This is a genomic window from uncultured Alcanivorax sp., assembly GCF_947258575.1.
Taxonomy (GTDB): domain Bacteria; phylum Pseudomonadota; class Gammaproteobacteria; order Pseudomonadales; family Alcanivoracaceae; genus Alcanivorax.
In genome coordinates this window covers 20,277-40,614 of the sequence record NZ_CAMYIV010000012.1, presented here as the reverse complement: position 1 = coordinate 40,614, position 20,338 = coordinate 20,277, and the positions used below count along the sequence as shown (strand labels likewise).

The 20,338-nt window shown below is 58.3% G+C and carries 17 protein-coding genes, 1 tRNA gene and 1 pseudogene; 11 read left to right on the top strand and 8 right to left on the bottom strand.

What is annotated here, in order from left to right:
* Positions 1-5: 5 nt before the first annotated feature.
* Positions 6-611, bottom strand: a complete 606-nt coding sequence (hisB, locus tag Q0Y02_RS13640; RefSeq protein WP_035245197.1) for an imidazoleglycerol-phosphate dehydratase HisB — start codon at positions 609-611, stop codon at positions 6-8.
* Between the two features lie 80 nt (positions 612-691).
* Here hisB and Q0Y02_RS13635 point away from each other — a divergent pair, with 80 nt between their 5' ends.
* Positions 692-1,009 carry an acetyl-CoA sensor PanZ family protein gene (locus Q0Y02_RS13635; protein WP_297769548.1) on the top strand — a complete coding sequence of 106 codons (318 nt, stop codon included), beginning with the start codon at positions 692-694 and terminating at the stop codon, positions 1,007-1,009.
* A gap of 23 nt (positions 1,010-1,032) precedes the next feature.
* Here Q0Y02_RS13635 and Q0Y02_RS13630 read toward each other — a convergent pair whose 3' ends face one another.
* A complete protein-coding gene (locus Q0Y02_RS13630) occupies positions 1,033-2,949 on the bottom strand; it encodes a sensor histidine kinase (protein WP_297769545.1) in 1,917 nt (638 codons plus the stop codon).
* A 128-nt stretch (positions 2,950-3,077) separates the two neighbouring features.
* On the opposite strand from Q0Y02_RS13630, the gene Q0Y02_RS13625 reads away from it, so the two are divergent.
* The 5 genes from Q0Y02_RS13625 (at position 3,078) to Q0Y02_RS13605 (ending at position 7,841) form a co-directional block, all read left to right on the top strand.
* A complete protein-coding gene (locus tag Q0Y02_RS13625; protein ID WP_297769542.1) occupies positions 3,078-5,288 on the top strand; it encodes an AsmA family protein in 2,211 nt (736 codons plus the stop codon).
* Between the two features lie 105 nt (positions 5,289-5,393).
* Positions 5,394-6,473 (top strand): A/G-specific adenine glycosylase, encoded by a 1,080-nt coding sequence (gene mutY / locus Q0Y02_RS13620; RefSeq protein ID WP_297769539.1) that lies wholly within the window; start codon positions 5,394-5,396, stop codon positions 6,471-6,473.
* Positions 6,474-6,507: 34 nt separating this feature from the next.
* Entirely contained in the window at positions 6,508-6,792 is a 285-nt protein-coding gene (locus Q0Y02_RS13615; RefSeq protein ID WP_035245207.1) for an oxidative damage protection protein, read from the top strand.
* 53 nt (positions 6,793-6,845) lie between these two features.
* Positions 6,846-6,921: transfer RNA gene (locus Q0Y02_RS13610), tRNA-Phe, on the top strand.
* A 125-nt stretch (positions 6,922-7,046) separates the two neighbouring features.
* Entirely contained in the window at positions 7,047-7,841 is a 795-nt protein-coding gene (locus Q0Y02_RS13605; protein WP_297769534.1) for a M48 family metallopeptidase, read from the top strand.
* Positions 7,842-8,144: 303 nt separating this feature from the next.
* On the opposite strand, the gene Q0Y02_RS13600 is transcribed toward Q0Y02_RS13605, so the two are convergent.
* On the bottom strand, positions 8,145-9,674 hold the full coding sequence (locus tag Q0Y02_RS13600; RefSeq protein ID WP_297769532.1) for an NAD(P)/FAD-dependent oxidoreductase: 1,530 nt from the start codon (positions 9,672-9,674) through the stop codon (positions 8,145-8,147).
* 123 nt (positions 9,675-9,797) lie between these two features.
* On the opposite strand from Q0Y02_RS13600, the gene Q0Y02_RS13595 reads away from it, so the two are divergent.
* Complete coding sequence (locus Q0Y02_RS13595; protein WP_297769530.1) at positions 9,798-10,814, top strand: AraC family transcriptional regulator; 1,017 nt, start codon at positions 9,798-9,800, stop codon at positions 10,812-10,814.
* 154 nt (positions 10,815-10,968) lie between these two features.
* Here Q0Y02_RS13595 and hldE read toward each other — a convergent pair whose 3' ends face one another.
* Complete coding sequence (gene hldE, locus Q0Y02_RS13590; protein ID WP_297769527.1) at positions 10,969-12,390, bottom strand: bifunctional D-glycero-beta-D-manno-heptose-7-phosphate kinase/D-glycero-beta-D-manno-heptose 1-phosphate adenylyltransferase HldE; 1,422 nt, start codon at positions 12,388-12,390, stop codon at positions 10,969-10,971.
* A 244-nt stretch (positions 12,391-12,634) separates the two neighbouring features.
* Between hldE and Q0Y02_RS13585 the strand changes: the two genes are divergently transcribed.
* Genes Q0Y02_RS13585 through Q0Y02_RS13570 form a run of 4 tightly spaced genes read left to right on the top strand, consistent with a single transcriptional unit; the run spans position 12,635 to position 16,667 of the window.
* Positions 12,635-13,801 (top strand): hypothetical protein, encoded by a 1,167-nt coding sequence (locus tag Q0Y02_RS13585; RefSeq protein WP_297769524.1) that lies wholly within the window; start codon positions 12,635-12,637, stop codon positions 13,799-13,801.
* Positions 13,802-13,819: 18 nt separating this feature from the next.
* Positions 13,820-14,734, top strand: coding sequence for an LpxL/LpxP family Kdo(2)-lipid IV(A) lauroyl/palmitoleoyl acyltransferase (gene lpxL, locus Q0Y02_RS13580; RefSeq protein ID WP_297769521.1), 915 nt, complete (start codon positions 13,820-13,822; stop codon positions 14,732-14,734).
* Positions 14,734-15,900: an O-antigen ligase family protein gene (locus Q0Y02_RS13575; protein WP_297769517.1), complete on the top strand. Its 1,167-nt coding sequence runs from the start codon at positions 14,734-14,736 to the stop codon at positions 15,898-15,900. The genes lpxL and Q0Y02_RS13575 overlap by 1 nt, the downstream gene beginning before the upstream one ends.
* Positions 15,900-16,667: a glycosyltransferase family 25 protein gene (locus tag Q0Y02_RS13570; RefSeq protein WP_297769514.1), complete on the top strand. Its 768-nt coding sequence runs from the start codon at positions 15,900-15,902 to the stop codon at positions 16,665-16,667. The genes Q0Y02_RS13575 and Q0Y02_RS13570 overlap by 1 nt, the downstream gene beginning before the upstream one ends.
* On the opposite strand, the pseudogene Q0Y02_RS13565 reads toward Q0Y02_RS13570, so the two are convergent.
* From Q0Y02_RS13565 to Q0Y02_RS13550, 4 genes and pseudogenes are all read right to left on the bottom strand, one after another.
* Positions 16,664-16,849, bottom strand: a pseudogene (locus tag Q0Y02_RS13565) (DapH/DapD/GlmU-related protein); the annotation flags it as partial. The gene Q0Y02_RS13570 and the pseudogene Q0Y02_RS13565 overlap by 4 nt on opposite strands.
* A 341-nt stretch (positions 16,850-17,190) precedes the next feature.
* Complete coding sequence (locus tag Q0Y02_RS13560; protein WP_297769512.1) at positions 17,191-17,967, bottom strand: sulfotransferase; 777 nt, start codon at positions 17,965-17,967, stop codon at positions 17,191-17,193.
* Entirely contained in the window at positions 17,964-18,917 is a 954-nt protein-coding gene (locus Q0Y02_RS13555) for a glycosyltransferase (protein WP_297769509.1), read from the bottom strand. The genes Q0Y02_RS13560 and Q0Y02_RS13555 overlap by 4 nt, the downstream gene beginning before the upstream one ends.
* Positions 18,914-20,338, bottom strand: a complete 1,425-nt coding sequence (locus Q0Y02_RS13550) for a lipopolysaccharide kinase InaA family protein (RefSeq protein WP_297769505.1) — start codon at positions 20,336-20,338, stop codon at positions 18,914-18,916. Before Q0Y02_RS13550 ends, Q0Y02_RS13555 begins: the two co-directional genes overlap by 4 nt.

Here is a 20,338-nt window from a genome sequence, read left to right as displayed (position 1 = left end):
TGTGATTACTCGCTTTCGCTCAGGGTGCCCTTGGTGGACGGGGTAATGCCGCTCATGCGCGGGTCCGGCTCCACCGCCATGCGCAGGGCACGACCGAAAGCCTTGAACACAGTCTCTGCCTGATGGTGGGCGTTCTTGCCACGCAGGTTATCGATGTGCAGGGTGATCATGGCGTGGTTCACCAGGCCCTGGAAGAATTCGTAGAACAGGTCCACGTCGAAGCCGCCGATGCTGCCCCGGGTAAAGTCCACGAACATTTCCAGGCCGGGACGGCCAGACAGGTCCAGCACCACGCGGGACAGGGCCTCATCCAGTGGCACATAAGCATGACCGTAACGGCGCACCCCTTTCTTGTCGCCAATCGCCTTGGTAAAAGCCTGGCCCAGGGTAATGCCGATGTCCTCCACCGTGTGGTGGGCATCGATGTGCAAATCCCCCTTGGCCTTTATCTCGATATCCACCAGACCATGGCGGGCCACCTGGTCCAGCATGTGCTCCAGGAACGGCAGGCCGGTATCCAGTTTGCACTGGCCGGTGCCATCCAGATTGATGGAGACCTGGATCTGGGTTTCCAGGGTGTTGCGCTCAACAGTGGCGCTGCGCTTGCTCATCTATATCTCCAGGGGTTACCCAGGGCAGTGGGCCGGTTATTATACGCACCCTGACAGAGCCTAACCAGCGGAGCAATTTCATGCCGATCAGTGCTGAATCCCACCCTTTATCGTCGGAACAGGCCGCCACCTTCGATCAGGTGCTGCGCGATGACCCGCAATACCGGGAAAAACTGGACGCGGCGGTGGCTGCCGGCGGCAAACGCCTGTTTGCCGCCCATTTCAACGGCAAACGGGTGGCAGTGGCGCTGGTAGAAGAAGATCGGTCCGAGCTGGACTGGGTGGTGGTACACCCGGCCACCCGGGGCCGGGGAGTGGGCAAGGACTTCCTGCGTCTGATCGGCCAGCAACTGGGGGCAATCCTGGCCCTGCCCCGCAAATGCGACCCAACACGCTGATCTGTGCCCCCGCGCGGTAACGGTTATGCCCGCGGTGCCTGCATGTCCGAGAGCGGCAGGCGAATATGCAGGGTAAAGCCGCGCCCGGGCCCCGGGCTTTCCGCCCATAGCTGGCCATCCACCTGTTCGATCATCACCCGGGCCATGGCCAGTGACAGACCGAAACCTTCCTCGTGGTGGCGCGAGCCCATCACGAAGAAGGGCTCAAGAATATGCTCAAGCTGCTCCGCCGTGGCGCCCTTGCCCTCATCCCGGATGCGAATCTCCGCGTAACCGCCGGACACATCCACTTCACTGGAAATGTCCACGCTGCCGCCTTCAGCACTGAAACGCAGGGCATTGTCCAGGCCAATGGACAACACTTCCTGCAGCTCCCCTTCACTGGCGTTGACCCGCAGGTTCGGTGATACACGGTTACGCACGGCGATGCCGCTCTGCTCAATCCGCCCGGCTTGCTCACGCAAAATCCCATCCAGCACCCACATGGGCTGACAGTTACCCACCGGTGGCGGCTGATTGCGGTCTGACAAATCGAAATAACGCAGCGAGGTGCTGACGATACCGGTCAGCCGCCGCTGGCCCTTGCGCACCATGGCCCAGACATCCACATCCTGGTCACCCTGTGAATCCTGGCCCAGGGAGTCAGCCGCACCGATCCAGTTAATCGGCGTATTCAGCTCGTGACTGATGTACTGCAGGAACATGGATTTGTCCTGGTTCATCTGCTCGATATCTGCCAGATGCCGCTCCAGATTCTGTTGCGCCTCAAGGGCCAGCTGTTTGCGCTCGGTCTCCAGAAAGCGAATCCGGTCGCCCAGCGCCAGCGACAGCATGACTACCACCCACAGGGCGCCAAAATGCGGCAGATAAGGCACGAACACGCTATAGGGCATCAACCCAAGATTGCCCAGGGCGAACAGGAAGATAGTCAGCAGAAACACCGACCAGGCCAGCACATAGAGCCGCGCAACTCGAAACCCTTGCCGCCAGACCATCCAGCCCAGCCAGCTGAACAGCACGATGGTCATCAGCGCAATGACCGTGGAAAGGTGATAGGTCCAGGGGGGCTCCATGAGCCACTGCAGCAAAAAGGCACCACCAACCATCATCAGATAATGCTTTATCAGACGATCATAGCGGGGGAAACGCTGCGCCAGTTGCAGAAATTGGCGTGAATAAAGGGCCAGAGCCAATGTAATCACATAGGTGCTAAGCCAGAAGTATTCGTTGATCTTGGGCGTTTGTGGCCACAAGTATTGCAACCCAAAGCCGCTGACATTGATGTTGAAAAAAATTATCCCGCCCAGGAACATCACGAAGTGCAGATGCACATTGTCGCGCAGGGACAGGTAGAGCAGCAGGTTGTAGACCAGCATAATCACCAGGGAGCCGTAAAACAGACCCTGCATCAATTGCTCAAGGTATGTGAACTCCACCAGCCCCTTGGCACTGTAGAGCGCCGGCATCATGTTGAGGGCGCCCTTGCCGCGTACCTTGAGGTAATACTCCTTAACCCCGGGATCGTCGGTTTCCAGGCCAAACACAAAGGCCCGGTGCTTCATGGGTCGCTGGTCAAAGTCCCGAGTGTCCCCCACTTCCAAAGCGCGGTAATTGCCATCCCCGTCTGGAGCATAAAGAGTCAGCTCATCAAGGATCGGATGGCGCTCCACCAGAAACCAGCTTCCGTCCACACCGGTGGCATCCACGGCAATGCGCAACCAGAAAGTGCTGCGGGTGAAACCGAAGTTCAGGGCACTGCTTTCGCTGTTGCGAAAACGACTGGCAAACTGGTCACGCACCTGATCCAGAGTCCAGTCGCCTTCCGGATCTTCCAGGATCTGCATGTATTCGCCCAGCAGCACTTTCTCCTTGGCATCAGCCAGTGCCACCGTCCTGCCCTGAGCGGCCGTCGTCAGGCCGCACCACACAAGCAGAAGCATCAACACTGAAAATTGGAACTTTTGCAAAGGTCCTTCCCCTAAACTCACACGATCAATGCTAAGTTATCAGTCAGTCATTTCCGACTGGTATAATCCGGGTCCATCGTCCAACACGCAAGGAGAGCTCCATGGGACGCTTGATAAAAATTTTGCTGATCACAATTTTTGCCATCATTCTGCTATTGGCTATTGCGGTTTTTGTGATCACACAGGTGATTGATCCCAACGAGTTCAAACCGGAAATTGAAAAACAGGCCAGGGAGCAGGCCAATCTGACTCTGGATATCCAGGGTGACCTGGCATGGCAATTCTGGCCATCGCTGGGCGTCAGCCTGGGCCGCACCGAGGCCCGCATCGCGGATGAGGAAGAGCTGTTTGCCGCGCTCGACGCGGCCAGCGTCAGCGTTGCAGTGCTTCCCCTGCTGTACGGCCAGGTCGAGATGGACGGCATCACGCTGGCAGGCCTGGATGTGAACCTGATCGATGGCCCGGATGGCGCCAACTGGGAGCAGATCGGCCCGCAAACTGCAGCGCCAGAAACGCCGGAAGAGGCAACTACCACCGCTGACGAGGAAGGCAGCAGCAGTCTGGATATTCCCCTGACCATTCCCAGCGTGGCCGTCACCGACGGCAAGGTGCGCTATCGCAATACCAGCGACGGCACCGACATCGTGGTAGAGCATTTCAACCTGAACGCCCAGGATGTCAATCTGGATGAAGCGTTCCCGCTGCAAATGTCACTGCGTTATCAGGACCAAAGCGACATGCGCGTGGACCTGAATCTGGATACCACTCTCACCACCGACCTGGATGCCAATCATTTCATCCTCGACCCGATGATCCTGGACGCCAACATCGCTGGCGCCACCACCATGCCAGTGGATGTGCACCTGGAACAGAAGCTCGACGTGAACCTCAACGAAGACACTGTCTCCATCAAGGACCTGCTGCTCACCGCCGCCGGCACCGAAACCCGCGGCAACATCGACATCGCCGCCCTCACTGGCGACATGCAGCTCAGCGGCAAACTGGCAACGGCCTCCTTTGACGCCAACAAGGTACTGGAAGCCATCGGCGAAGCCCCCATCGAGACCACCGACAGCAAGGCGCTCAGCAATATCGCCATGGAAACCACTCTGGCCGGCGAGCCCGGCAGCGTCATGGCCAACCCGCTGAAAATCACGCTGGACAGCAGCACCCTCAGCGGCAGCGCCGGCCTGGCCAGCCTGGAAAGTGGCAAGATCGTCTTTGACCTGGCGCTGGATCAGATCACTCTGGACGGCTATATACCGCCGTCCTCGGATGAGCCGGCCACCGCTGCCGCTGGCGGCGGCAAGGATGGCGGCACGGCCAACCTGTCCACCGCAGAACTGATTCCGGTAGAGAGCCTCCGGCCGCTTGTCATGGATGGCAAGCTGCGCATCGGCAGCCTGAAGTACGACACCATCGACGCGAGCAACCTGAAATTTGCAGTCACTGCCAACAACGGCATCCTGCAGCTTACTGAAGCCAGTGGCGACACCCTCGGCGGCAGCTTCAGCGCCAAAGGGAAGCTGGATGCGTCCGGCAAGACTCCACGCATCACCGCCAGCAACACCGTGACCAGCATGCAGATTCAGCCACTGGTGCAACTGGCACTGGAAGACGATCTGGCCAAGGGCATTTTCGCCATGAACGGCAGCTACAGCGCCAGCGGCAATAGTGAAAAAGCACTGATGGATTCCGCAAAAGGCACTATCGACATGTCACTGGCCGATACCACCGTGCGCGGTCTCAACCTTTACCAGACGCTGGTGGGCGGCGTGAACGATATGCTTGGCCAATTCCAGGGCCTGGCCACAGCCCTGATCCCCAGCCAGGAATCTGGCAAGCTACCCAGCGCCCTGTCCGAAGACACCAAGATCGTGGATCTGACCACCAAGGCGCGCCTGGACAAGAACGTGGCCTACCTGGACAGCCTGAATGCGATACTTAGCAAAGGGGAGATCACCGGTAACGGCTGGATGAATATCCTCAACCAGGATTTCGACCTGAAGATCGGCATGCAGTCCCCGGAACTGGGCACGTCCAAGTACCTGGAAGGCACCACCTGGCCGCTGCGCTGTGAAGGCAACCTGGGCGGCAGCCCCGCCAAATGGTGTGGCCCGGACAAATCCGGCTTCAAGGACATTGGCAAGCAAGTCGCCGCCAAAGCCGCTCAGCAAAAGATCAAGGACAAGCTGGGCATCGACGGCGAGGGCGACACCGCCGAAGAAGTCATCAAGGATGCCGCCAAGAAAAAAGCCAAGGAAGAAGTGGACAAGCAGCTCAAGGACGGCCTGAAAAAGTTGTTTAACTAACCCCTCGCGCGGCGCGCCTCACGCTACACGCCACGCCGGTTTCGTCACCGGCGCAGGGCGTGAAGCGTGTTGCATGCCAGCGTCTTCACAGGTACAACTCGCCGCATGCGCAGTCCCTCCCCGATCTCCCCCGCCACCGTCAGCGATGCCGTGCTCGCCTGGTACGACCAATACGGTCGCCAAAGCCTGCCCTGGCAGCACCCCCGCACGCCCTATCAGGTGTGGGTTTCGGAAATCATGCTGCAGCAGACCCAGGTCACCACCGTCATTCCCTACTTCCAGCGGTTTATGGAGCGCTTTCCGGATGTACACAGCCTGGCCAGCGCCGCCCAGGATGAAGTGCTGCACCTGTGGACCGGCCTGGGCTACTACGCCCGCGCCCGCAACCTGCACAAGTGCGCGCAAACGCTGGTGGCGGAACATGCGGGTGACTTCCCGCATACCGTGGAGGAGGTCGCCGCCCTGTCCGGCATCGGCCGCTCCACCGCCGGCGCCATTCTCGCCCAGAGCCGAGGTGTCCGTGCCGCCATTCTCGACGGCAACGTGAAACGGGTCCTGGCGCGCCTGCATGCGGTGGAAGGCTGGCCCGGCAAGAAACCGGTGGAAAACCGCCTGTGGGAACTGGCAGAACATTACACCCCCCACCAGCGACTGGCAGACTACACCCAGGCCATGATGGATCTCGGCGCCACCGTCTGCACCAGGGGCACGCCCAACTGCAGCGCCTGTCCGATACAACCCCACTGCCAGGCCCACGCCAATGGCAACCCGCAGGACTATCCCGGACGCAAACCGAAGAAGGCTCTGCCGGTACGCACCACCGTGATGCTGATCCTGCGAGATACACAAGGCCGGGTGTGGCTGGAACCCCGGCCATCCTCGGGTATCTGGGGCGGCCTGTGGTGCTTCCCACAGACAGAAGACGTCGACCTTTTCGACGAGGCGCTGGCCCAGCGAGCACTCAGTGCCAGTGACACACCGCAGCCCCTGCCGGGCTTTCGTCATACCTTCAGCCACTTCCATCTGGATATCACCCCGCTGGAACTCCGGGTACAAACGGTCGGCACACGAGACAGCAACGGCCGCTGGGTGGACCCGGCGGCCCCGGGCGAATTGGGGCTGGCCGCCCCGGTCAAAAAACTGTTGAGCCGGCTCGACCGCCCACAGCAGACGAGCATGTTATAGTCCCGCCATTCCCATTCCGCACCATGGAGACGTTATGAGTCGCACGGTTTTCTGCCGCAAATACCAGAGCGAACTGGAAGGCCTGGACCGCCCCCCCTTCCCCGGCCCCAAGGGGCAGGACATCTTCGACAATGTATCTCGCAAAGCCTGGCAGGAGTGGCTCCACGAGCAGACCATGCTGATCAACGAAAAGCACCTGAACGTGATGGACCCACAGGCAAAAGGGTTTCTGGACGAGCAGCGTGATCGTTTTTTGAACAACGAAAACTACGAAAAAGCCGAGGGTTATGTTCCCCCTGCTCACGATGCGAACAAATAGCCGCTGATCACTTGACGCCTCCGGCCCGAGCCGCTTTAATACGCGCCCTGATTGCCCGGATAGCTCAGTCGGTAGAGCAGGGGATTGAAAATCCCCGTGTCGGTGGTTCGATTCCGCCTCCGGGCACCATCTTGAAAAGCCCCGCTCAAACGAGCGGGGCTTTTTTTATGCTGCACAATCGCCTGCCCGCCCAAGGGCTACACTCCTATCGGCTTCCCCCTTATCCTGACACTGCACTCACCGCAGGACAGCCCATGAAGATACGTCTCTTTCTGCTTGCCACCCTGATACTGGTCAGCGGCTGCGACAAGACCCCTACCGGTCGCGACCAGTTGGCACTGATACCCGAATCGATGATGGCCCAGTTTGGCAGCCAGGCCTTCCTGCAGATGCAGCAACAGGTCCCGGCCAGCGAGAATACGAGCCGTAATGCCCGCGTGCAGTGCATCGCCCGGGAAATTCTGCTGGAAGTAGGCAACCGCTTTCCCGGCACCCCCATGCCGGACACCTGGGAAATCGTGCTGTTTGATGACCCCACGCCCAACGCCTTCGCCCTGCCTGGCGGCAAGATTGGCGTAAATCAGGGCTTGCTGGACGTGGCCGGCAATGATGCCCAACTGGCCGCCGTCATCGGCCACGAGGTGGCTCATGTGCTGGCTCGACACGGTAATGAGCGCCTGACCCAAGAGCTGGGTATCAAGGCGGTATTATTACTGGTGGGGTTATTCAGCGAGGGAGACGGAGACAGCGAGCGGATCATCCAGGCCCTGGGGCTTGGCGCCCATCTGGGCATTGCCCTGCCCTTCAGCCGTGCCCACGAGGAAGAAGCCGATGTGATGGGTCTGGAATTGATGGCCAGTGCCGGCTTCGATCCGCGAGAAAGTACCGAACTGTGGCGCAATATGGCCGCCGCAGGGGACGGACAGCCACTGGAGTTTCTTTCTACCCACCCGAACCACGAATCGCGGATCGAGGCACTGGAAGAACGGATGGAGGTGGCGCTGCCACTGTATCAGCGCACCTCCCCGGCGAATTGCGAGAGCCCGTGAACTTGCCTGACGGCACGCTCCGTGACATCTACAAAGCCGCTGCAGGAACGGAGCGTAGCGGAGTAACGCACGTAGTTCCGTGCGGCCCGAAGGGGAGCGCAGCGAATACCCCTCTTGAGGGACGAATCCGAGCTGAGCGAGGAAGCATGCTTTCATCACTCTAACAGTGCTCGGTACTCCTGATCGCCCTGCGGGCGATGTCCACGCTCACGGGTGGTTCGTCCCTCAAGAGGAACTCCTACAGCGGCTTCGGCATAACCGTGTGACTATCGCCGCCAGCGACGCGCCTGCGGTCAGGTCAGCCTACCCGGCCAATGACGCCTTCGCCGTAGCCGGCACCACCGCCGGCTGCCAATCGTAATCCTTCATGTTAACGCGCCAGGTGCGGGCCATGAACTGGAAGGTGGCGTGGGGCCACAGGGCGGTATTGCGGCCATCGGCCTGTTGGTACCAACTCATGCAGCCGCCGTTCTGCCACACGGTGCCTTTCAGCTCTTCCTGCAACTTGTCGTTGTAGCGATCCTGCACATCCTGCTTCACATCCAGCCAGGCATCACCACGCTCATCCAGTTTACCGATGGCATCCATGATGTAGCGCACCTGGCTCTCGATCATGAAGATGATGGAGTTATGCCCCAGGCCGGTATTCGGCCCCACCAGCTGGAACATGTTCGGGTAACCACTGACGGTGGTGCCCAGGTAAGCCTCAGCGGCGTCCTTCCAGTCATCCTGCAAACGACGGCCCGGCAGGCCGGTGATCTCGAAATCCTTCATATAGATGCGCGGATCGACGATAAAACCGGTACCCAGCACCAGGCAGTCCGCCTGCTGCTCGGTGCCATCGCTGAAAACGATGCTGTTCTCGCGGATTTCCTTCACCCCTTCGGTAACCAGTGACACATTGTCCCGGTTGAAGGTGGGGTAATAGTTGTTGGAAATCAGGATGCGCTTGCAGCCCAGGGTGTAGCTGGGGATCAGCTTGCGCGCGGTGTCCTTGTCCTTAACCTGATAACGGATAAAGGCCTTCAGTGCCGGCTCCGCCAGCTTGGCCAGGCGCGGATTGAAGATCGGCACCACACGGGCCTCGTTGCTCAGATACAAACGCAGGCGATGCAGTTTACGCAGGGCCGGGAAGCGTCGGAACGCCCACTTGCTCAGCCCGGAATAGGCGCGCTCGTCACGGGGAATAATCCACGGCGGGGTGCGCTGGACCACGGTGAGCTGTTCGGCTTCCTTTGCCACGTGGGGCACATACTGAATGGCGCTGGCGCCGGTGCCGATGGACACCACCTTCTTGCCCGCCATGTCGTAATCATGGTCCCACTGGGCAGAGTGGATGATCTTGCCCTTGAAGTTTTCCATGCCCTTGAAGTTAGGGAAAGAAGGCACATGCAGGGGGCCACTGGCCAGCACCCAGTGCTGGCAGATCACCTGGGAGCCATCTGCCAGATCCAGGGTCCACAGAGCGACCTGGTCATCAAAATGGGCACCGGTCACTTCCGCATTGAAGCGGGTGAACTGGCGGATGCCATGCTTTTCGGTAACCTCATTGATGTAGCTGTGGATCTCCTGCTGGCCGCTGTAGCGGTGACTCCAGTCCGGATTGCCCTCAAAGGAAAACGAGTACATGTGCGACTGCACATCACAGGCTGCGCCCGGGTAGCTGTTGTGATTCCAGGTACCGCCCACATCGCCGCCCTTCTCCAGCAGCACAAAATCATCGATGCCAGCTTCTCGCAGCTTGATGGCCATACACAGACCGCCGAAGCCACCACCAACAATGGCCACCTTTACGCGACGGGTTTGCAGATTGATCCGGGCCTGACTTGTCATCGTTATCCTCCATGGACAGCACCGCTGTCATTCGTCATTGCCGTTACTCTAACCATGGCTGGCATCCGTGAATACGTGTTAGCCTGAGCTGAAAATTGATAATTCCGGCCAAGGCGTCTCCCCATGTCCGCTCGTTCGATCCTGGCACTGATCTATACCGTGGAACTCCTGGAAAAGGAGAAAGGACTGGATTGCGCGCCGGCACTGGCCCGCCACGGCCTGGACAAGGCCAGCCTGGACCCCAGCAGCGAGATCGGCCGGGACCGGGAACTGCTGATTTTTTCCGAGCTGCTACCCCAGGTGGATGACCCCATGCTGGGCTTCGAAATGGGCAGCCGCTTCGGCTTTGCCGGCTATGGCCAGCTCACCATGCTGCTGATGACCAGCGAGACTGCGTTTCAGGGCTTCCAGTTCGGCGTGAAATATCAGGCTCTGACCTATCTCTACGGCGAAATCGCCCTGACCCCCGGAGAACACAGCACCGCTCTGGACCTGTACCCCATCTCCCTGCCACCGGAGCTGCGCCGCACCCTGATCGACCGGGATATGGTAGGCACCTTCAAGCTGGTCAATGATATCCAGACCCAGCTCAACCTGGACCTGAAACCCGCGGAAGTCTGGATGCCCTATTCGCGACCGCCGGAGGAACAGGTGCGACGGTTCGAAGACTATTTCGGCTGCCCGATACGCTATGACCAGCCCCACTGCCGGGCGTTGATCCGCAATCAGGATCTGGCCGTGCGAATGCCAGGCTACAACAAGATGGCCCAGGACATGTACCGCGACCAGTGCGATGCCATGCTGGCCCGCCGGGAGATGCCCACCGATAACCTGGCCACCCGGGTGGCCAGCTATCTGCAGCTGTTCGTGCGCAGCTACCCCACCGCCGAGCAGGTGGCCCGGGCCTTCGGCATCCCGGAACGCAGCTTCCGGCGACAGTTAAGCAGCGAGCAAAAGCCCTTTCAGAGCATCATGGATCAGGTGCGCGAAGAGAAAGCGAAACGGTACCTGGCCGATTCAGAGAAAAGCGTGGCCCAGATCGGCGAGCTGTTGGGTTATAGCGAGTCGGCGGCCTTTGTGCGGGCGTTTGAACGATGGACGGGGATGACGCCGGCCAAACACCGTAAAAGCAGTGAATAGTTAACAGTGGACAGTTAATAGCTCGCGAAGCGAGTCTGTCTTTGCTTTCAACGATGAAGCCGCGCCCAAACCATAAGCGCGACTTCTGGCATTTAAAATCAGACAATCCTGGTCCGCGTCGCTGTTAACTGTTAACTATTCACTGTTAACTAAATCACCTGTCTTTCTTGATGCGCTCCACAATCTTCGTCGTAGAGATATCGTCGATAAAATCGAGCACCTTCACTTCACCGCCATAGCCTTGCACAAACTCGTGGCCGACTACCTGATCCACACTGTAGTCGCCGCCTTTCACCAGCACATCCGGCTTGATGGCTTCCAGCAGCGGTTCGGGGGTATCGGTGTCGAAAGGTACCACCCAGTCCACCACCTCAAGGGCAGCAAGCACCGCCATACGGCGCTCCAGGGGATTGATGGGGCGGCCAGGCCCCTTCAGCCGGCGAATGGATTCGTCGCCATTCACTGCCAGCACCAGGCGATCACCCTGGCGTCGGGCGGAATCCAGGTAGCCCACGTGACCGGCATGAATAATGTCGAAACAGCCATTGGTAAAGACGATCCGCTCACCCTGGGCGCGGGCATCTTCGATGGCAATCAGCAACTGATCTTCCGTCATCACCCCCCGGCCCAGGCCACCTTCCTGATGCACCGCCCGACGTAACTCCGGGGCGGATACCACCGCGGTGCCCAGCTTGCCGACCACGATACCAGCGGCGATATTCGCCAACGCTACCGCATCCGCCATGTCGGCACCGGCAGCCAGCGCCACCGCCAACACCGAGATCACCGTATCGCCGGCGCCGGTCACATCGAATACTTCCCGGGCACGGGCAGGCAAGTGCAGCTCCGGCTGGCCATCGCGCAGCAGGGTCATACCTTTTTCGCTGCGGGTCACCAACAAGGCCTGCAGGTCAAGATCACGGATCAGTTGCTGGCCCTTGGCAATCAGGTCCTGCTCATCTTTGACAGGGCCGGCCACCGCTTCGAATTCACTGAGATTGGGCGTCAGCAAGGTGGCACCACGGTAATGACTGAAATCCGTACCTTTAGGATCCACCAGTACCGGCACGCCGGCGTCCCTGGCCAGGGCAATCAGACCGGGGCAATCACGCAACGCCCCCTTGGCATAATCGGACAACACCAGCGCCCCGCAGTGGGCCAGCTGCTCCTTTACCTTGCTGGCGAAGGGCGCCGGGTCCTGGTCGTGGAACGCTTCCTCGAAATCCAGCCGCAGCAACTGTTGCTGACGACTGATGACGCGCAGCTTGGTGATGGTGGGGAGGCCATTAACTTTCTGAAAATGACAGCCCACTTCTGCGGCACCGAGGCGCTCCTCAAGGATGGAGGCTGCCTCATCATCGCCGGTAATGCCTACCAGCTCGGCCCGGGCGCCAAGAGCGGCCATATTCAGGGCCACGTTAGCCGCGCCACCAGGACGATCCTCCAGCTCGGTCACCCGCACCACCGGCACTGGCGCTTCCGGCGAGATTCGCCCGGTGGGGCCATGCCAATAACGGTCGAGCATGACATCACCTGCCACCAGAACGCGGGCCTTGCCAAAAGCGGGAATGTGCATAGGTTCTCCAAAACACAACAGAGCCGGATTTCGTGGCAGTGTAGCATAGCCTGATACTTAGCTAACCTGCTGAAAGTGTTCGGGGAAACACCAAAACGCCAGGGACACAGACAAAACCTGGCAAGCCGTATAGACAGTAGATGCCGCAGACTCTGGGCAGTACACTTTGCCGCCGCTACGCATCCACCGGCCAGACGGGTATCATGTCCGCCAACCGAGAGAATCCAGGGAGCCACAGGACCATATGCCGCCATTACCCCCCAACATCATGCAAGGTCGCTGGCTACGCTGGTGGCTGACCCTGTCTTTTGCAGTGATGTTCAGCGGTACTTTCCTGTTCAATTCCCGCATTGGCTTTCTCAACGTGCTGGACGTGCTGTTCTTTCTGCCGGCACTGACCTTGCTGACCCGGGCCGTGGTGAGCGGTGACTACCGCCTGATGACATCGCCGTTGCTGGTGCCCCTCTATCTGTTTATCGGCTGGGCAGCCTTGAGTTTCATCTGGGCAGAAGAGCCCAACACATCGCGAGCTGTTCGCGGCATGGTGCAGATCATCGTCATGGTTGGCATCTTCCGTTGGCTACACCTGTATTTTCGCAACACCTTCAAGCAGGCCCTGGCCAATGGCGCCCTGTGCTGCATGATCGTTGCCACCATGGTGATGATCAGTTACTACACCACCCAACCGCTTAGCAGCCCCCTGTTCAGCGAGCCGGCCAATCTGATCTTCCACCTGCCGTCCCTGGATCCCAGCGTTGCCCTGATGGCCATGGTAGCTCCCACCTTTATCCTGCTCGCCCAGGGCATGGAAGAAGGGGTTAGTGGCAAGGGCGGGCGGCGCCTGGTCGGTGCTGCTGTGGGTTTTGCCTTTCTCTGCCTGACATCACTGCCACTGGGCCTGATGACGGTAATGCTGGGGCTGAGCTGGCTGGCCAGTCGGCGGCGGCGCTCCTGGTTAGCGGTGATCCCCCTGCTGGCCGGGGTCTATCTGATGCTGGAAGGCCGCAGTGACTTCACCCTGAGCAACTATTTCCTGCATCCGCTGATTGGCAATGGCCTCAATCAGGAGACCCTCAACAGCGTTCTTGCCCAGGACAACAACCGCCTGCTCAGCCTGGCGCATCCACGCAACCTGTTCGTATTACTGATCCACAGCGTGGGTCTGGTCGGCCTGGTACTGTTCCTGGCCAGCTGGATCAGCCCCTTCACTGCTTTATTACAGCGCCAGATCAACTGGCATGAAGACGCGGCCTACTCCATCGCGGTTCTTCCCGGATTGTTCATGGCATTCGCTGCCGGCGCCTATCTGCTGGTGCCGTTTCATGCCAGCTGGCTCAGCGTCTGGTTGCCACTGGCCCTGCTGCTCGCCCGGCTGAGTGAGCGCCCCTCTATCCGCCCTAACAGCCGCTGAACTCGTCTCGAGACTTGCATGGGAAAACGTAATAACCGCCCCACCCGATTGTCTGATCCCAGGCTGTACCCTACCTGGATCGGCGTGGGCCTGTTCTGGCTGATTGGTCAGCTGCCCTGGCGTCTTTTACAGGCCACAGGCAGAGGCGTGGGGCGCCTGGCGTGGCACCTGGCAAAAAAACGGCGCCATATTGCCCAGACCAACATGCGACTTTGCTTCCCGGAGCTGACTCCTGAAGAACAGGACGCGCTGGCCCACCGCTGCGTGATCAGCACCGGCGAGGCGATCCTGGAAATGGCCGGCAGTTACAATAATCACCGCATCGACCTGAATAAAAATCTTACCGTGACCGGCATGGAGCATATCGAGGCTTGCCGGGCCAGGGGCCAGGGCGTATTGCTGCTCGGCATGCATTTCAACACCCTGGATACATGCTCGAGAATGCTGGCCACCCTGGTGGATATCCATGCGGTCTACCGCCCCAATGACAACCCGGTTATCGACCGGCTTATCGACCGGGGGCGCCGTCACTACGTTCGCAGCACCGTAGACCGTACCGATATACGGCAAATGCTGCGCCTGCTGCGCAGCGGCGAAATTGTCTGGTATGCGCCGGACCAGGACTACGGCACCGCCCACGCGGTGTTCGTGCCGTTCTTCGGCATTCCCGCCGCCACCATCACCGCCACCAGCCGCATCGCCAAGATGGGCAAGGCCGCCGTGATCCCGTGTGCGCATTACCGCTTGCCCGGAGGTCGATACGAGATCGAATTCGGCGCGCCACTCGACGGTTTCCCCAGCGGCGATGAAGAAGCCGATACCGCCCGCATCAACCAGACCATTGAGCATTATGTCCGCAAGCACCCGGAACAGTATTTGTGGGTACACAAGCGGTTCAAACATCAGCCCCCTGGCCAAGCCAAGCTTTATTGATGACCGATACGTCTCCGCTATTTCGTTTCTTTTCTCACTGGATCGTGCTCGGTCTTGTGCTGTATCTGGCCGGATTCTATATCGCCCCATCCAGCAAGTTCCAATATCTGACCCTGTATATCGGTCTAATTCTGCCGGCCTTGTATTTCAGCTTTTGGGCGTTCCGGGAACATTATCTCGCAGACGGAAAACTGCTGCTCTGGCTGTTAGCAGCTCTGATCGCCTTCTATCTTCCGTCACTATGGGCAGAGTCCGGCAGCTTGCTGAACACCCTGAGAAAGAACCTGAAGGGAATCCTGTTTGTTCTGTCCCTGGCGGTTGCCATACGCCATCTGGCGATTTATTACCCCGCATACCTGAAAAGACTACCGGACCTATTGTTATGGTGCGGAATGCTGGCATTGGTATTGTTTTTTATCAGTTTTTTGCAGACGGGCCCCCGCCATGGCGGGAATATAGGCATGGGAAACCTTGGCGACAACCCCAACGAAACAGGCCTGGCCTTTGCTATAACTCTATTACTGGCACTGTATCGGTACCAAGATGATCACAATCACTACTGGTGGCTGTTGATTCTTCCGCTGCTGGCAGCCGTCTATCTGGCCTATAGCCGCGCAGCCATGCTCGGGCTCGCTGTGACAATACCCTTTGCGCTACTATGGGGCCTTGGTTTCACTAGGGCCGCTGCTGGTTTCTTACTGGTCTGCCTGGCCGGCAGCGTCATCATGATTGCCTTGATGATTACGGGCTATCTGGATGCCGACAGCCTGCTCAGCCGCAGACCCACGCTTTGGCAGGCTTTTCTGGATAACAGTCCGCACTTCAACTTGTTGTGGGGCGCAGGCCTGACCGACAGCATTACTATCAAGACCGAAGCGTTAGGCCGAAAGCTCGAGCCTCACAGCCTTTTCTTTTCCTTGATCCTGCGCGGAGGGCTGCTAGCACTGGTAATTTTCTGCAGCTTAATAGCTCTAGCCATCACCAGAGCACGGCAACGGAAATTGACCACGGATAACATTTGGCTTCTTGTCCTGTTTTTTGGATTAGTTACACAATTTTTTGAAGGTGTTTATCCACTAAGGCCACCCAACAGTTTCTGGCTATATACATGGCTTCCACTACTAATACTGATTCTGACAACAACACGATTGAGAGCGACGTCATAATGGGTCAAGACAGCTTTCATGTACTCGCGATCGCTCTCCCCACCGAAGTGGAACGCCGCGAGCATCTCGCGAAAATGATGGCCGAATTGGGCATAACGTATTCTTTGGCTGAAACGTCCCCCCCCGTGGCACCGGAAAACTGGCCCGACGTGGGTTATGACCATGACAAATCCCTGAATATGCTGGGACGAGACCTTAGCCCTGCGGAAATTGGCTGCTTCCTGAGCCACCGCAATGCCTGGCGGGTAGCAGCAGCAACGGACAAACCCACCCTGATTCTGGAAGGCGATGCGCTGCTGAACAGTGAATCCATCTCGGTCTGTCGGGCTTTGGCCAACCGAACGGCTGACTGGGAGCTATCTATGCTCTACTACTCCAAGTGCCTGCCTTCGGTGTGGCTACAGCGGAGGCTGACAGAAGACCACCGACTGGTTAAATTCGCCAATCGACGTACCTACTGTCTTGCCGCCTATATGGTAAGCCCAGAGGGCGCGAAAAAATTGCTCACGCTCAGTGAACATTTCTACCTGCCAGCTGATGATTTTGTCTGTGGTGGCTGGGTACGCAAAGATCTGGACATGTATGCAGTCACACCCAAGGCCGCAAGCCTATGTGTGCATGCGCACCAATCCACCCTTGAAGAAGGGCGGCAAAAACGGAAACAGCGGCAACACAAGAAAAAAGACAACAGTCGCTGGCTACGGCGAATAGAGCTTTTTTTCCGGGAGCTGGGTCAGCGATACCGACCACCACGCAAAAGTCTCTAACCTGACAACGGCACAGAAAGATCCCGGATAACCTTCGCCGGCACTCCGCCCACCAAGGTATAAGGCGCAACAAATTGCGTCACTACTGCACCCGCTGCCACAACTGCACCTTCGCCAATTTCAACCCCTGCGGTCACAATAGCGCCAGCGCCTACCCAGACATCATCACCAACAACAATAGGCGCCCCAGTAGTTCCACGCCGCCCTTTCTCATTGAGATAAAGACTGTGCTGCGCCCCTTCAAAGCAGACCCTGGGGCCGATACGGCATCGCTCGCCCAGAGTGATCGGCGCCTTTGGACAGGCAAACCGCACTTCCGTATTGATAAAACACCCCTTGCCGATATGCACCTTAGCGGCACCGCCAATCGGGCGCAGCACCACAGGCCCATAGACCGTGGAGCGACCCTGCATATCAAAGCCGGCAGCCTTGAGAAACAACCAGCGCCACTTGTCACTGAAACGCAGCCGCGGCAAATGGTTCGCCAGTCCCAGGAAAAAAAACTCACGAAGAGTTTGCATGGTTAAAGCCCCCTGTCACGGAAATAGCGGCGGCGCTTGCCGACAAAACGCAGCTTCTGCTCAAGATGCTTCCAGAACTCGGAAGAGTCGGAATAACGACAAGGAAAGTTTTCTGCTGCCACCCCGTCCAGCTGCGCCTGCCAGTCATTACTGCTCTCGTAACCATGGGTGATCAGATCCTGCGCCAGCTGCGGGTATCGCAGCAGCTGCTGTTTCAGGCGTGGCAGATGCTCTCGCCAGCCAGCAATGCGCGACAGGTCCACCTGGCGGAGCCCACCGAGGGCGTTTTGAGCATCTTGTCCAGCCTTGGCCACTTCATGAAAGCGATCGAAATCATGGCTTCTACGTAAAAAAGGAAAGATATCTTCCATACGCTGCTGAACCCCTGTGGGGTCACTGACCAGATCCTCGTACCTCAGCACCATAACCCGGGGGTGCGCCTGAATATCGGTGATGGCTTTTTCTGCCCGCTTCCATACCGGATAGTTGCAGAAATACATGCCTGGCCAGGCCTTGTGCATACTGCAGATCACCGAGCGGGGATCACGCATCATGGCAATCACATAAAGATTCGGATCACGATCAAGCAGCGGCGCCATCCACAGGGCATCATTGGGCTTTTTGGAAAGCCGCAGCCCGCTTTTCTGCGGCGGCACCTTGAAGATGGTTTCTTCATGTTCAGAGTGACCTTCATGGGGATAGCAGGCCACCAGCATTTCCGCCATCAAGGTAGTGCCACTGCGTGGACACCCCACTACATGCAGATGTGTCGCGCTCATTTACCGGCTCCCAGCAATCGTATCCTGTCCTTCCAACTCACTGCCGGAGCACTCATGATCTCCGCGTCCAGCAAACCGGGGAAGGTGGCAGCACGGCAGGCCCAGGTATGCTGTTCGCTCACGATCTCCTGTCCGGCTCGGGCAATAGCCCCGGCCTTTTCAGGGTTATCCTGAAGCCATTGCAACCTTTCATGTAATTCCGCTTCACTGTCGTACAGAACCACATTCTCGTTTTCCAAGAAACCCAACTCCTGCTGCTCCAGGACCGGTTGCCGCCAGGCCAGCAATACACAGCCCGCCGCCATGGCTTCGAAATTCTTGATCATATATTCATTGAAGCCGATGTCTGCGCTGACAAACACCCGGATCTCATTGAGCAACCGATTATAGGGCTCGCCCGGGTCTGCTCGCAGAAGCTGCACCTTGCCCAGCTTTTCCTGCCTCAACAAAAAGCGCTTACGGCGCTTGTAGACCTTGTTCTTCACCCGGCCAACAAACGCAGATTCGATGGTACGGTCCAACCCCAGGTCAGTAATGGTTGTGCCGTCATAGCCCTTGGGAAGAAAACAGGCGTCGATGCCTTCCTCGCGCAGCTGTCCCGCCAGGCTGGCACCGGACACGATGATCCTTGCCTTTTCCAGGTCACGAAGCACCGCCGGGTAACGGCGATACCACTCGCTGGTGGGGACATTGTTCTGGCATACATCGTGATCGAATATCACCAGACCCGGCGCCCGTTTGAGACACTGATAACGCTTACCCAGACGGCGCAGGTTAGTATCGGCGATTACGCGATCATAGCCGCTGAAATCCGCACCATTGAAATAGGCTTCCAGGCCATGTTCCCGGGTCACTTCCACATGATCGAAATCAAAGTGCTGCTTCGCCGCTTCCCACAGAGGGCGCGTGACCATCAGCTTGCCATCGGTGGACACAACCAGGGTTTTCATAGCCAGCTCTCAATCGATTTGATGCGCGCCTCGTAAAACGCATTGAATTCCTGCCTGGCTTGCGGAGCCAAGGCTTCACGGGGACGCCAACTTTCAAAAAGGCGCTCGCGCTGATCTGCCAGGTCCTGCTCCAGCCCCCTGCCGGGCTCCCGGCTCATGCCATCCAGATCCAGGACTTGGAGCTGGCCATCCTGAAACAGAAAATTGGTATATTTGCTGTCGCCATGGCTGAACGCCATCAACCGCATTACCGCGAAAAAATCAGCCATCTGGCTCAGCGCCTGATCGCGCAAGGCGCCGCCTTCTTCGCAGATTTCCGGCAGCATACGACCATCCACATTCCTGCATACCAGATATTCACGGTCCGTCAGCCCTGACTGCTTGTTGGATAAATAGCAAACTGTCTCAGGAGTGGGAACCTGAACAAGTCCCAGATAGGCCGCATTGAGCCAGGAATTTTTCGCCCGACTCTTGAACTGGCGGGCCAGTTTCTTCCAGGTACTTTTCACGTTATAGCGCTTGATCACCAGGCTTTCGCCCTGAACCTGAAGTCGTCCGACAGTGGCGCTGTTGCCATCCTTGAGTCTTTCACTGTCTTCAAGCAAGACATCCAGCCCACGATGGAGCAAGACATCAATCAGTGGCCTGTCGTCACGTCGTCCCATACCGATGTAGCCATTACCATTGAGCTCAACAAATTCGGTACAGTTTCGCAGGGACTTTTTGACTAGTTTCCGTAAACGTATCTGCCGCGTTTTTTTCAGGGATTGCGCTAATTGCTGAGACGAAAAAGACTCTCCATAAGCGCTGACGACCTGCTGCGCCGAAGGCAAAGACAAGGGCGGAAACTGGGCGAGCAGCAGAGCCAGATTGGCAAGAGCCTTGCTCTTTTCCACGGGAGCATCGACCACGCCCACATCACCCGCATCAATTACATGCCAATTCCCGTCAGAAAAAATAAAATTGTCCAGATGAATATCATTCTGTATCACGCCCTGGCGATGCATTTTGCTGGTCAGCGCCACCAGTTCCTGCACCAGCCCGGGAATGTTTTCAGCAGACATTTTCTGCATGCGAACCTTGGCGGACACCTCACCCAAATGCTCCAGCACCAACAAGGCCGCCTCCCCGGGATAGTCGCGCAGTAATACCCGGGGAGCCGGCACCTGTTTCTCTGCCAGCGCCGCCAGTCGCTGCTGTTCGACCTGCACTTCACGACGGGAACGAGGATGCGAAGAAAACAGTTTGATAATCACCGGCTGCCCATCCAGAAGACCGGAATAGACAGCCCTACGTTCAGGCATGAAGCGCAGTAGAGCCTGCATCTCCAGCACCTGCCCGTCCACGCTCAGCGTCACCGGCAGAACGGTTTCGCGGCTGGCCAGCAAGGCCTGGGTGATGTCCTGTGACGACTCCGCCAT